Consider the following 13,030-nt stretch of genomic DNA (forward strand, 5'->3'; position numbering starts at 1 on the left):
CCCTGCCCCTCCCTTGTCAGGGAGGGGAGCAATTCGGACCTACCGCCGCGCCGCCAGCCAGATGACGTGCCGCGCGCCCTTCGTTCCCCGCGCCCGCACGACCTGCTCGTCGACCGCGTAGCCGCAATCCTTCAGCCGCTTCGTGAACGCCGCATCGGCATAGGCCGACCAGATCGCCAGCACCCCGCCGGCACGCAACCCTGCCCGCGCGATGCGCAGCCCCCGTTCCGAATACAGCTTGTCGTTGCCGGCATGGGTCAGGCCGTCGGGGCCGTTGTCGACGTCGAGCAGGATCGCATCCCACCCGCCGTTGCCGATGCCCAGTGCCACGTCGCCCAGCACGATCGACACCCGCGGATCGTCGAGGCACCCGTCGAAGATGTGCGCCAGCGGCCCGCGCGCCCATGTCACGATCTCGGGCACCAGTTCGGCGACGACGATCTCGGCATCGGCCGGCAGGATGGCGAGCGCGCGGCGCAGCGTGAACCCCATGCCGAGGCCGCCGATCAGCACCCGCGCGCGCTTGCTCTGCGGAAGATGCGCGCAGCCCAGATCGGCCAGCGCCTCCTCCGACGCCGACATGCGGCTGCTCATCAACTCGTTGCGGTCGAGCACGATCATGAAGTCGTCGCCACGCTGCACCAGCCGCAGTTCGACACCGTCGCCCGGCACCTTCGCGGTATCGATCAGGATGCGCGGGATCATGCCAATACTCCTGCGGCACGCGCCGCTTTCAACCATGCCGGAAACTCGCCCAGCAGCCGCTGGTACAGTTCCTCGTCACCTATCTGCGCCAGATCATCGACCGCGAAGAAGCCGGCATTATCAACCAGCCGCCCGTCGATCGTGTCGAGATCGCGCAATATGCCATAGCCCGCGCGGCCGATCCCGACATATTGCCAGAAGATCGCCCGGTCCGATGTCCGGCGCAGCAGGTCCTTGATCGCCTCGGACTTGGACCCTGAAATGCCGCCGTCGGTCAGGAACAGGATCAGCAGCGGCTGCGTCCGCCGCGCCGGTTCGCGGGCGAGGATCGCCTCCATCACCAAAGGTTCGTTGTTGCCCGCGCCGATCCCCGGACCGCCGGCGACCTTCGCACCGGGATAGGGCAGGGTGCGCGCGACGAAGCCCTCGACGTTGCCGGCATCCAGCGGATCGACCTGCCGGCATTTGGCGGCATAGAACCACGTATCGAGCCTGCCGTCGTCGTCCAGCCGCAGCGCCACCGGCACGATCCGCTCGACCGTTTCCTGCACCGTGCCATCGGCGAACAGCCGCGCCATCGATCCGCTGGCGTCGATCACCAGCAACACCTCGGCGCGCACGCCGTCGATGCCGAGCTTGGCGAGCGTGACGCCGACCTGCTGCTTGCGCAGGTCGACCTTCGACAGTGATACCGGCAGGGCAGGCGGCGGCGCATCCTCCGCCACCTCGCCGCCCAGATGCCGCACCAGCGCCGCCAGCCCCTCGGCGAACCCCTGCACCACCGCCGCCACGCGCCAGTCGCTACCGTGGCGATACAGGTCGAGCAGCGTCACCGCGCGCTCGTCGCTGAGGCCGGTCGCCTCGATCGTCACCGCATCGGCGACCCGTGCCGACAGTCGCGCACGACCGAGCGCCAGCGTATCATGCGCGGCGGTGATCGCGATCCGGGCGATCGACGCCGGCAGTGCGTCGAGCGCGATCGTCAGCACGCTCCGCCCGGCTTGCGGATCAATTCCGATCGCGCCCTCGGGACTGCGGCGGTTGCTGAACAGCACGACATAGCGGTCGTCGCCGATCCGGCCATCGGCGCCAAGACCGAAGGCGGCGATGTCGATGTCGCTTGGGCTATGCTCGACGACGATCTCGATCGTCCGCTTCGCCGTCAGCGCGGCGATGGGCGCGCGCTCGCCGGGCACCATCGCGCGGGTCATCGCTGTGCCACCGCCGCGTCGCTCGCCAGCTTGTCGGCGCGCTCGTTGTCGGGGTGGCCGGCATGGCCCTTCACCCACGTCCATTCGATGCGATGCGGCTTGGCGGCGGCGAGCAGCGCCTGCCACAGCTCGGCGTTCTTGACCGGCTGCTTTGCGGCGGTCTTCCAGCCGTTCTTCTGCCAGCCCTTGATCCACTTGGTCAGGCCGTCCATCACATAGCGGCTGTCGGTCGACAGGATCACCCGGCACGGGCGTTTCAGCGCGTTCAGCCCCTCGATCGCCGCCATCAACTCCATGCGGTTGTTGGTCGTGACCGACTCCCCCCCCGACAATTCGCGCTCGCGCCCGTCGGCGGCACGCAGCACCGCGCCCCAGCCGCCGGGACCCGGATTGCCTTTGCACGCGCCATCGGTCGCGATCTCGACGCGGGGGAGTTCGGCGGTTTCGCTCATGCAAAGGCCCGTGGGTTGGCTTCATACCATTCCAGCCGGCGCAGATAGGCCAGCGGGTCCTTGCGCGTCACCAGCGCATCGGGCGGCGTGTTGATCCAGTCCCATGCGCGGGTCAGCAGGAAACGCAGACAGGCCCCCCGCGCCAGCAGCGGCAGCGCGGCGACCTCCGCATCCGACAGGGCGGCGCGCGTCGCATAACCCGCCAGCAGCGCCCGCCCGACCGCCGGGTCGATCGGCGCTCCGGCCGCATCGAAGCTCCACGCCGAATGGGTGATCGCCACGTCATAGGCGCGGATGTCGGTACAGGCGAAATAGAAGTCGATCAGCCCCGTGATCCGGTCGCCGAGCATCAGCACATTGTCGGGGAACAGGTCGGCATGGATCGCCCCGGTCGGCAGTTCGCCCGGCCATGCCGCGATCACCGCGTCCAGCGCATCCCCGACCCGCCGGCGCAGCCCCGGCTGGATAGTATCGAGCTGCTCGGCGCAGTCGGCGTACAGCCCGGGCCATGCCGCCACCCCCATCGAATTGGTCCGCACCGGTGCGAAATCGGTCAGGCCCGCGTGCAGCGCGCCCAGCGCCGCGCCCGCCGCATGCGCCTGTCCGGGCGTCGGATGGCTGAGCGAGACGCCGGACAGGAATTCGATCAGGCAGGCCGGGCGACCCTCCAGCGTCTGGATCACCTGTCCCGCGCGATCGGGCAGCGCGCGCGGCACCGGATTGCCGGCATCGGCCAGCGCGTCGGTCATCGCGAAGAAGAACGGCAGGTCGGCGAGGTCGACCCGCTTTTCGTACAGCGTCAGGATGAAGCGTCCGGTCGTGGTATCGACCAGATAGTTGCTGTTCTCCACCCCCTCGGCAATGCCCTTGGCCGATACCAGCTCGCCATGGTCATAGCCCGCCAGGAAGCGGCCGAGCGCCTCCGCCGACACCTGCGTATAGACGGCCATCAGGCGGCTTCGAGGCCACGCGGCAGTTTGAACGCGATCGTCTCGCGTGTCATCTCGACCTCGCGCTCGGTGACGTCATAGCGCTCGGCGATCCGGTCGACCACTTCGCGCACCAGCACCTCGGGCGCCGACGCACCGGCGGTGAGCCCAAGCGTGCCGACGCCGTCGAGCCACGCGAAGTCGAGTTCGGCCGCGCGCTGGATCAGCCGGGCACGGATGCCCTCGCGTTCGGCCACCTCGACCAGCCGGACCGAGTTGGACGAATTGGGCGCGCCGATCACCAGCATCATGTCGCAGCTCTGGGCGATCGCCTTGACCGCCGCCTGCCGGTTGGAGGTGGCGTAGCAGATGTCGTCGGCCTTGGGCGCGACGATGCTCGGGAAGCGCGCGATCGTAGCCTCCACGATCGCGCGGGTGTCGTCGACCGACAGCGTCGTCTGCGTCAGGAAGGCGAGGTTGTCGGGATCGGCCGGGGTCAGCGTGGCGACATCCTCGACCGTTTCGATCAGCGTCATCTGGCCTTCGGGGACCTGCCCGAACGTGCCGATCACTTCCGGGTGGCCGGCATGGCCGACGAACAGGATGTGGCGGCCCGACGCGACCAGCCGTTCGGCTTGCCGGTGGACCTTCGACACCAGCGGGCAGGTGGCGTCGAGATACTCTAGCCCGCGCTGACTCGCCGCGGCGGGCACCGACTTGGGCACGCCATGCGCCGAGAAGACGACCGGCACGCCATCGGGCACCTGATCCAGCTCCTCGACGAACACCGCGCCCTTGGCGCGCAGCGAATCGACGACGAACTTGTTGTGGACGATCTCGTGCCGGACATAGACCGGCGCGCCGTGCTTCTGGATCGCCAGTTCGACGATCTGGATGGCGCGATCGACGCCGGCGCAGAAACCGCGCGGGGCCGCGATCAGGAGTTCGATGACGGGGCGGGTGGGTTCGGTCATGGCTCCAGCGCTTACAGCTTGTTTGGTGGCACGCCAAGTCGTGGCGGGCCGGGGCGAGCGGGCCGGTGCCGTCCCAAAACACGCGATTGCTTGCACGCGCGAAAGCCGGTTCCTATGAAGCGGGCCTGTCAGGAGGCGCGGCACCGCCGCACCCGTGCATAAGGTAGCCCGTTCCCGTGACCCTCCGCCATCCCGTCGCCATCGCCCTTTTCGCCACTCTTGCCCTTGCCGGCTGCAAGCGTTCGGGCGAGCTCGATACGTCGCAGGGCGTCGGCGTCTCGGCGGTCCGTTCGGCTTGCCCCGTGGCGGGCGTGCCGGCGGGGACCGGCGACATCACCCTGTTCGATCCGGCGACCAGCCGCGACGCCAGCGCGATCGACGTGGTGGCCACGCTCACCAACGTGCGCGCCAACTGCGTCGAGGGGGCCGACACCATCACCAGCACGCTGAGTTTCGACGTGCAGGCGCGCCGCACCCGCACCGACGCTGCGCGCACGGTGACGCTGCCGTATTTCGTCACCGTGCTGCGCGGCGGCAATCAGGTGGTGTCGAAGCGCCTGGGCCAGGTGACGCTGGCCTTCGCCGCCGGCGCGGCCCGCGCGCAGGCGCAGGGACAGGGCAGCGCGATCGTCGACCGCGCCGCCGCGACCTTGCCGCAGGCGACCCGCGACCAGATCAACCGCCGCCGCCGTCCGGGGGATCAGGACGCGGCGGTCGATCCGCTGTCTGATCCGGCGGTCCGTCAGGCGGTGCTCGCCGCTACGTTCGAGGCGATGGTCGGCTTCCAGCTCACCGACGATCAGTTGCGCTACAACGTCACGCGCTAAATTTCATCTCCCGTCACCCCGGCGCAGGCGGGGGTCCATGGACAGGTGACGTCGCGCTTCGATCGATACGGCCCGTGTCCGTGGATCCGGCTTTCGCCGGAATGACGGAGGATAAGGACCGCTTTCCCGATTGACTAATTCGGGGTGCCAAGCCAGAGCTTGCCGCATCCAAGGCTTACAGCCGCTGCCACGCGCGGGAGAGTGCGGACGTGTCCGCCGCCGAAGGAGCAACCGCCCCGGAATCTCTCAGGCAACAGGGACCGCGCGGGGTACAGGATACTCTGGAAAGCGTCACGACCCAAAGGGTCGGACCACCGAAGGGGTAAGCGTGCAGGGTCGGCATCCGGCCCCCATGCGAAAGCTCTCAGGTTCCGTGACAGAGGGGGCGATGTTGGACAGGGCCGGCCGTGCCTTGTCGGGCATCGTTGGACCCATCACGAAGGACGTGGCCATGAGTGAACTGATCGTCGAACCCGCCCATGAACTGCGCGCCGATGGCACCGATCCGGTCGAGGATCTGCCGCCGCAGACGCTGCCGCTCGACGCATGGCACCGTGCGAAGGGCGGACGGATGGTCCCGTTCGCGGGCTATGTCATGCCGGTCCAGTATGATGGCATCATGGCCGAACATCTGTGGACCCGCAGTTCCGCCGGCCTGTTCGACGTTAGCCACATGGGTCAGTTGCTGATCCACGGGCAGGGCGCGACCGCCGCGCTGGAGGTGCTGCTGCCCGGCGATCTGGCGATCCTGAAGCCCGCGAAGATGCGCTATTCGCTGCTGCTCGCCGACAATGGCGGCATCCTCGACGATCTGATGGTCACGCGGCTGGGCGAAGCGCAGCCGTTCGGCGAGGCGGAGGGCGAGGCGTTCTACATGGTCGTCAACGGCGCGACCAAGTATGACGATATTGCGCATCTGCGCGAACACCTGTCCGACGACATCACGCTCAACCACCTCGACGAGCGGGCCTTGCTGGCGGTGCAGGGGCCGCAGGCGGTCGACGCGCTCGACCGGATCGTGCCCGGCGTCGCCGCGCTGACGTTCATGACCGCCGGCGCGTTCGACTGGCAGGGGCATGCACTGTGGATCAGCCGCTCGGGCTATACCGGCGAGGACGGCTATGAAATCTCGCTGCCGGCCGACGCGGCGGAAGCCTTTGCCGATGCGATCACCGCCGAGCCGGAAGTGAAGCCGATCGGGCTTGGCGCGCGCGACTCGCTGCGCCTCGAAGCCGGGTTGCCGCTGTACGGCCACGACCTCGACCCCGAGACTACGCCGGTCGCCGCCGATCTGGGCTTCGCGCTGTCGAAGCGCCGCCGCGAGGAAGGCGGCTTCCCCGGTGCTGGGCGCATCCTCGCCGAGCGCGCCGAGGGGCCGGCCACGAAGCGCATCGGCCTGATCGTCGAGGGGCGGCAGCCGGTGCGTGAGGGTGCCGAGGTGATCGACCCGCAAGGCACCGTCGTCGGCCGCGTGACCTCGGGCGGGTTCGCGCCCAGCGTCCAGGCGCCGATCGCCATGGCCTATTGTCCGCCCGCGCTGGCGGAAAGCGGGGTCGTCACCCTGCGCCAGCGTGGCAAGCTGCATCAGGCGCGCGTCGTGCCGATGCCGTTCGTCCCCCATCGTTACGTCCGCTGAAGGGAAACCCCATGAGCCGTTTTTTCACCCAGGAACATGAATGGATCGAAGTCGACGGTGAAGTCGCGACGGTCGGCATCACCGAATACGCCGCCGGGCAGCTTGGCGACATCGTGTTCGTCGACGTGCCCGCCGAAGGCCGCCAGTTGACCAAGGGCGACGAAGCCGCCGTGGTCGAATCGGTCAAGGCCGCCTCCGACGTCTATACCCCGGCGTCGGGCACCGTGCTGGAGGGCAATCCGCAACTGGTCGACAATCCGGCGCTGGTGAACGAGGACCCCGAAGGCGAAGGCTGGTTCTTCAAGCTGACGCTGCGCGACGATAGCGAGCTTGGCGAGCTGATGGATGAGGCGAAATACGCCGACTACATCGCCCGGCTGTAACGACCACCGCCGAACCACCGTCGTCCCGGCGAAGGCCGGGACCCATGGATACGGGCCGCTCCGGCTCTGTCGATGCCGCCCGTGTCCATGGATTCCGGCCTTCGCCGGAAGGACGGACCCGCTGGTTCGGCGCTTAGTAGGACCATCATGCGCTACCTGCCCCTGACCCCGACCGATCGTGCCGACATGCTGCGCGTCATCGGTGCCGACAGCATCGACGACCTGTTCGTCGACGTGCCCGAATCCGCCCGCCTCGACGGTCCGGTCCCCGGCCTGCCCAATCACGCCAGCGAGCTTGCGGTCGAACGCCATCTCTCGAAGCTGGCGGCGAAGAACGTGGCGGCGGGATCGGTGCCGTTCTTCCTCGGCTGCGGCGCGTATCGCCATCATGTCCCCGCCAGCGTCGATCATTTGATCCAGCGCGGCGAGTATCTGACCGCCTATACGCCGTACCAGCCGGAAATCGCGCAGGGCACGCTCCAGATGCTCTTCGAGTTCCAGAGCCAGGTCGCCCGCCTGCTCGGCTGCGACGTCGCCAATGCGTCGATGTACGACGGGTCGACCGCTTGCTGGGAAGCGGTGACGATGGCCAGGCGGGTCACGCGCAAGGCGAAGGCGGTGTTCTCCGCCGGGGTGCATCCGCATTACGTCTCGGTCGCGACGACGATGGCGAAGTTCACCGGCGACGTGCTCGACGTGACGCAGCCCGAGCTGGTCGCCGAAACCGACGACGACCGGGTGATCGCCAAGATCGACGCCGATACCTCGTGTGTCGTCGTCCAGTATCCCGACATCCTCGGCCGTATTCCCGACCTCAAGCGCATCGCCGATGCGGCGCATGCGGTGAAGGCGCTGCTGATCGCGGTCGTCACCGAGCCCGTCGCGCTGGGCGCGATCGAGGCACCGGGCAATCTGGGCGCCGACATCGTCGTCGGCGAGGGCCAGAGCCTTGGCGTCGGCCTCCAGTTCGGTGGCCCCTATGTCGGCCTGTTCGCCTGTTCGGACAAGCTGGTGCGGCAGATGCCGGGCCGGCTGTGCGGCGAGACGGTGGATGCGGAAGGGAAACGCGGCTTCGTGCTGACGCTGTCGACCCGCGAGCAGCATATCCGTCGCGAAAAGGCGACGTCGAACATCTGCACCAATTCGGGGCTGTGCGCGCTCGCCTTCTCGATCCACCTGACGCTGCTGGGCGAGAAGGGGCTGCGGCAACTGGCGGACGTCAACCACGCCCGAGCCTGCGCGGCGGCCGACCGGCTGGCACGGGTGCCGGGCGTCGAGCTGGTGAACACCAGCTTCTTCAACGAATTCACCGTGAAGCTGTCGCAGGAAGCGCGGCCGGTGGTGCGCGAGCTGGCGGATCGCGGCGTGCTCGCGGGCGTGTCGCTCGGCCGGCTCTACCCGAACGAAGACGCCCTTGCGAACGGGCTGGTCGTCGCCGTCACCGAAACCGTGACCGACGAGGATATTGAGGCGCTGGCGACCGCGCTTGAGGAGGTACTGGCATGAGCGTGAACCAGAGCGGCTGGCGCCCCGAGATGGGCGACGCGACCACGAACGCGCGGACGACCTTCACCGGCAACCGCGCGCTGATGCTCGAAGAGGCGCTGATCTTCGAGATCGGGTCGACCGAGACGACCGGCGTCGACATCGACGAGGTTCCTACCGTGGCCTCGCGGCTTGGCAATCATGCCCGCACCTCGCCGATCGGCCTGCCCGGCCTGTCGGAGCCCGAGGCGGTGCGCCACTATACCCGCCTCAGCCGGCAGAATTACGCGATCGACCTCGGGCTGTTTCCGCTGGGAAGCTGCACGATGAAGCACAACCCGCGTCTCAACGAACGGATGGCGCGGCTGCCGGGGTTCGCCGATCTCCACCCGCTGGGGCCGATCGACACGGTGCAGGGTGCGCTGGAGGTGATCCATCAGCTCGCGCACTGGCTGGTCACGCTGACCAACATGGATTCGGTCGCGATGAGCCCGAAGGCCGGCGCGCATGGCGAGCTGTGCGGCATCCTCGCGATCAAGGCAGCGCTGGAGAAGCGCGGCGAGGGGCATCGCAAGATCATCCTGGTGCCCGAGAGCGCGCACGGTACCAACCCCGCCACCGCCGCCTTCGCCGGGTTCAAGGTCGAGGATATTCCCGCGACCCCCGACGGCCGGGTCGATACGCAGGCGCTGAAGGACCGGCTGGGTCCCGACGTCGCCGGGGTGATGATTACCAACCCCAACACCTGCGGGCTGTTCGAGCGCGACCTGAAGGACATTTCCGACGCGGTCCATGCGGCGGGCGGCTATGTCTATTGCGACGGGGCGAACTTCAACGCCATCGTCGGCCGGGTGCGGCCGGGCGACCTCGGCGTCGATGCGATGCACATCAACCTGCACAAGACCTTCTCGACGCCGCACGGTGGCGGCGGGCCGGGGTCGGGGCCGGTGGTGTTCTCCAAGGCGCTGACCCCGTTCGCGCCGCTCCCCTTCGTCGAGCAGCAGGACGGGAAGTTCGTGCTGGTCGAGGAAGAGACGGCGGGCGAGCATCATGCCGACAGCTTCGGCCGCATGGTCGCCTTCCATGGACAGATGGGCATGTTCACCCGGGCGCTGAGCTACATCCTCAGCCACGGGGCGGACGGGTTGAAGCAGGTGTCCGAGGATGCGGTGCTGAACGCCAATTACGTGCTGCGCAGCCTCGACGACACGCTCGACGCGCCGTTCGGGCAAAGCGGGCCGTGCATGCACGAGGCGCTGTTCAGCGATGCCAATCTGGCCGACGGCTTCTCGACGCTGGACGTCGCCAAGGGGCTGATCGACGAGGGCTATCACCCGATGACGGTGTATTTCCCGCTGGTCGTCCATGGAGCGATGCTGGTCGAGCCGACCGAAACCGAATCGAAGGCGGCGCTCGACCAGTTCATCGGTGCGCTGCGATCGGTCGCGGAGCGGGCGAAGGCGGGCGATCAGGACCTCAAGTCCGCGCCGCATTTCGCGCCGCGCCGCCGGCTGGACGAGACGCTGGCCGCGCGCAAGCCGGTGCTGGCGTGGAAAGACGCCTTGCCGACCGCCGAGGCCGCCGAATAAGCTGGACCCTGCCCCGGCGGATCGACCGCCGGGGCAGGGGGGAGCTACCTATGAACGGACAGACGGGCTGGTTGCCGACGCTGATGCCGATCGGCATCGTCGCGCTGGTCGTCGCCCTGCGCTGGTGGCGCGGGCAGAAGATGCGGCGGTTGCGGCTGGAGACGATGTGGGTGTTGCCCGCATTGTTCACGGTGATCGCCGCCATGTTGTTTTCGGCGATGCCGCCGACCGGTTGGGGCTGGGCGCTGTGTGTCGTCACCCTCGGACTCGGTTTGGCGCTGGGGTGGCAGCGCGGGCGGTTGATGCGGATCGAGATCGATCCGGCGACGCACCGGATCAACCACCGCCCGTCGCCCGCCGCGCTGCTGTTCATCGTCGCGCTGCTGCTCGTGCGGACGGGCATCCGTCAGGCGATGGCGCATGGCGGGGCGACGATGCTCCACCTGAACGCCGCGACGCTCACCGACGCGCTGATGGCGATGGGGTGGGGGCTAATCGTCGCGCAACGGATCGAGATGTTCCTGCGTGCGCGGGCGTTGCTGGCGGCGGCGCGGATCAAGGCATGACGGAACACCGCCGCGCGCGATCGGTTCGAGCAGGTGATGAACGAACCCGACCGGCAGGAAGCCGCCATCGACGATGAGGAGCGCAAGGTCGCGCTCGACCCCGAGCAGGAGGATGTCGTCGACGACCGGCGCGCCGCCTCCGCGCTGATTGTCCATGAGATCGTCCGGCGGCAGGGGATCGAGGAGCTCGAACGGCCCGCCGCGTCGTTGTGGTGGTCGGGACTGACTGCCGGGATCGTCATCGGCCTGTCGCTGCTGGGCAAGGCGGTGATGGAAACCGCGGTGCCGGCCGGGCCGTGGACGCCGCTGCTGCAGGCGCTGGGCTATGCGCTCGGCTTCGTCGTGGTGGTGCTGGGCCGGATGCAGTTGTTTACCGAGAGCACCTTGTCGGCGGTCTTGCCGCTGGCGACCGATCCGTCGGCGCGCAACATGGTACGCACGTTGCGGCTGTGGGGGCTCGTGCTGCTCGCCAATCTGGTCGGCACCTTCGCCTTTGCCGGGTTCGCGATGCTCGGCGGGCTGGGTGTCGAGCAGTCGCGCGAGCTGGTCGAAGCGAGCGGGGTGATCTTCGAGCATATGGGCATGGCCGGGTTCCTTGCCGGCATTCCGGCGGGCATCCTGCTGGCGAGCGTGGTGTGGACGCTGCCGAGCGCCGAGGGGCAGAAGGTGACGCTCATCATCTTGCTGACCGGGCTGATCGACCTTGGCGGCTTTGCGCATATCGTCGCCGGATCGGCCGAGATGTGGGTGCTGATGCTGCACGGCGACCTGTCAGCGGGACAGGGGCTGGCGTTCTTCCTGCCGGTGCTGGGCGGCAATATCGTCGGCGGCAGCGTGTTGTTCGCGCTGCTGGCGCATGCGCAGGTGCGTGGCGAGATCGAGAGCGATCCGGTGCGAGGGTAGCACTTTCGGCGCAATTGGCAGGAGTGTTTCGGCACTGTCTGCACCATTGCGGCGGATCAATCGTCCTCGGCCACCGCGCTGCGCACCTTTTGCCGGCCGAGACGGTGTTCGCGCCAGACGATGAACAGCCCGCTTAGGATGATGACCGGCGCGCCGACCCATGTCATCGGCGTCGGCAGCACGCCGAACAGTACGAAGCCGTAGAGCGTCGCCCAGACCAGCCCCGAATAGTCCATCGGCACCACCGCCGCGACCGGTGCTGCGCGCGACGCGGCGGTGAGCGCGATCTGCCCCATGCCGCCGACCAGCCCGATCGCGACCAGATTGACCCACGTCAGCCAGTCGTGGCCGCGCAGTTCGAACGCATAGCCGATCGCGATGAACGGCAGCGTCAGCGTGGAGAACCAGAAGACGGTGGTGCCCGCCGGCTCGTCGCGAAGCTGGCGCAACAGGATGGCGACGATCGCGACGAACAGCGCGGCGAGCAGCCCGACGATCGCGCCGAACAGCGGCACATGGCTGCTTCCCGGCTGCACGACGATCAGCACGCCGATGAACCCGACCAGCACCGCGCTCCACCGCTGCCACCCCGTCGCCTCGCGCAGCACCAGCGCGCCGAGCAACGTCGCAAAGATCGGCACGGTGAACTGGAACGTCGTCGCCTCCGCCAGCGGCAGCAGCAGCACCGCGCCGAAGGTGAACACCATGCCGACGAGGCCGACCATCGAGCGGGCGAGATGCCCCTTGAACCGCGTGGTTTTGAGCGAGGCGAGGCCGGGTCCGGCGGCGACGAAGGCCAGCACCACCGGCAACGCGCAGAATTGCCGCCAGAACATGGTTTCGGGCAGCGACGCGCCGCGCGTCTCGGCCAGCTTCACCAGCGCCGACATGGTCGAGAGAAAGAAGATGGCGAGCAGGCGAAGCGCCAACCCCTTGAGAACACGGTCGCCGGGCATGAGGAGCGTGTAGGCGGTGATGGTGCGGCGCACAACCGCCGGTGCGGGCATCGGTGTCGGGCGGGGCGACGGAGCCTTTTGCGAGGATCGTGGTTCGTCGTGCAGGCGGGCGATGGCCCGCGAACCCGTCGATCGAGGAGGCATGGACCATGAACAAGCGTACCGGGTATGTCGTCGCCGGAGCATTCGGTGCCCTGTTCCTCACCGGTGCGGTAGGTGCCGGCTATGTCCAGCGCCAAGTCGACGCCAGATCGCCGGCGCGGGTCGCGATCGGCAAATCGCTGTCCGAGCGGCAGGTGATCGAACGCCGTCGCGGGCGCATGGCCGAAGTCGCTATCGTGGGGACGACGATGCAGTAGCGTTTGACCCATCGAACCAGAAACGTCACCCCAGCGAAGGCTGGGGCCTCGAGCA

At 68.3% G+C, this 13,030-nt stretch carries 14 protein-coding genes and 1 riboswitch; of the genes, 8 read left to right on the top strand and 6 right to left on the bottom strand.

Annotated elements, in window-relative coordinates; all coding sequences use genetic code 11:
• Positions 1-39: 39 nt before the first annotated feature.
• Genes ASG37_RS00355 through ispH form a run of 5 tightly spaced genes read right to left on the bottom strand, consistent with a single transcriptional unit; the run spans position 40 to position 4,271 of the window.
• Positions 40-705: a hypothetical protein gene (locus ASG37_RS00355; protein ID WP_055755306.1), complete on the bottom strand. Its 666-nt coding sequence runs from the start codon at positions 703-705 to the stop codon at positions 40-42.
• Entirely contained in the window at positions 702-1,916 is a 1,215-nt protein-coding gene (locus ASG37_RS00360) for a VWA domain-containing protein (RefSeq protein WP_162233437.1), read from the bottom strand. Before ASG37_RS00360 ends, ASG37_RS00355 begins: the two co-directional genes overlap by 4 nt.
• A complete protein-coding gene (gene rnhA, locus ASG37_RS00365; protein ID WP_055755308.1) occupies positions 1,913-2,368 on the bottom strand; it encodes a ribonuclease HI in 456 nt (151 codons plus the stop codon). The genes ASG37_RS00360 and rnhA overlap by 4 nt, the downstream gene beginning before the upstream one ends.
• Positions 2,365-3,318 carry a homoserine kinase gene (thrB, locus tag ASG37_RS00370; RefSeq protein ID WP_055755309.1) on the bottom strand — a complete coding sequence of 318 codons (954 nt, stop codon included), beginning with the start codon at positions 3,316-3,318 and terminating at the stop codon, positions 2,365-2,367. Before thrB ends, rnhA begins: the two co-directional genes overlap by 4 nt.
• The gene (gene ispH / locus ASG37_RS00375; protein WP_055755310.1) at positions 3,318-4,271 is read right to left on the bottom strand and encodes a 4-hydroxy-3-methylbut-2-enyl diphosphate reductase; all 954 of its coding nucleotides are present in this window, start codon (positions 4,269-4,271) and stop codon (positions 3,318-3,320) included. The genes thrB and ispH overlap by 1 nt, the downstream gene beginning before the upstream one ends.
• Before the next feature lie 176 nt (positions 4,272-4,447).
• Between ispH and ASG37_RS00380 the strand changes: the two genes are divergently transcribed.
• The 7 genes from ASG37_RS00380 (at position 4,448) to ASG37_RS00410 (ending at position 11,660) form a co-directional block, all read left to right on the top strand.
• A complete protein-coding gene (locus ASG37_RS00380; protein WP_200909679.1) occupies positions 4,448-5,098 on the top strand; it encodes a hypothetical protein in 651 nt (216 codons plus the stop codon).
• Positions 5,099-5,282: 184 nt separating this feature from the next.
• Positions 5,283-5,371, top strand: a riboswitch (glycine riboswitch).
• Between the two features lie 178 nt (positions 5,372-5,549).
• On the top strand, positions 5,550-6,734 hold the full coding sequence (gene gcvT / locus ASG37_RS00385; protein WP_082447897.1) for a glycine cleavage system aminomethyltransferase GcvT: 1,185 nt from the start codon (positions 5,550-5,552) through the stop codon (positions 6,732-6,734).
• 11 nt (positions 6,735-6,745) lie between these two features.
• On the top strand, positions 6,746-7,117 hold the full coding sequence (gcvH, locus tag ASG37_RS00390) for a glycine cleavage system protein GcvH (RefSeq protein WP_055755311.1): 372 nt from the start codon (positions 6,746-6,748) through the stop codon (positions 7,115-7,117).
• A 147-nt stretch (positions 7,118-7,264) separates the two neighbouring features.
• Positions 7,265-8,623, top strand: coding sequence for an aminomethyl-transferring glycine dehydrogenase subunit GcvPA (gene gcvPA / locus ASG37_RS00395; RefSeq protein ID WP_055755312.1), 1,359 nt, complete (start codon positions 7,265-7,267; stop codon positions 8,621-8,623).
• Positions 8,620-10,191 carry an aminomethyl-transferring glycine dehydrogenase subunit GcvPB gene (gcvPB, locus tag ASG37_RS00400; RefSeq protein WP_055755313.1) on the top strand — a complete coding sequence of 524 codons (1,572 nt, stop codon included), beginning with the start codon at positions 8,620-8,622 and terminating at the stop codon, positions 10,189-10,191. Before gcvPA ends, gcvPB begins: the two co-directional genes overlap by 4 nt.
• 50 nt (positions 10,192-10,241) lie before the next feature.
• Positions 10,242-10,757: a CcdC protein domain-containing protein gene (locus tag ASG37_RS00405; protein WP_055755314.1), complete on the top strand. Its 516-nt coding sequence runs from the start codon at positions 10,242-10,244 to the stop codon at positions 10,755-10,757.
• Between the two features lie 36 nt (positions 10,758-10,793).
• Positions 10,794-11,660: a formate/nitrite transporter family protein gene (locus ASG37_RS00410; protein WP_055755315.1), complete on the top strand. Its 867-nt coding sequence runs from the start codon at positions 10,794-10,796 to the stop codon at positions 11,658-11,660.
• Between the two features lie 56 nt (positions 11,661-11,716).
• On the opposite strand, the gene ASG37_RS00415 is transcribed toward ASG37_RS00410, so the two are convergent.
• The gene (locus ASG37_RS00415; RefSeq protein ID WP_055757135.1) at positions 11,717-12,616 is read right to left on the bottom strand and encodes a DMT family transporter; all 900 of its coding nucleotides are present in this window, start codon (positions 12,614-12,616) and stop codon (positions 11,717-11,719) included.
• A gap of 149 nt (positions 12,617-12,765) precedes the next feature.
• Between ASG37_RS00415 and ASG37_RS00420 the strand changes: the two genes are divergently transcribed.
• On the top strand, positions 12,766-12,975 hold the full coding sequence (locus ASG37_RS00420; protein WP_055755316.1) for a hypothetical protein: 210 nt from the start codon (positions 12,766-12,768) through the stop codon (positions 12,973-12,975).
• Positions 12,976-13,030: the final 55 nt, after the last annotated feature.

Source organism: Sphingomonas sp. Leaf407 (assembly GCF_001425385.1).
Classification (GTDB): Bacteria; Pseudomonadota; Alphaproteobacteria; order Sphingomonadales; family Sphingomonadaceae; genus Sphingomonas.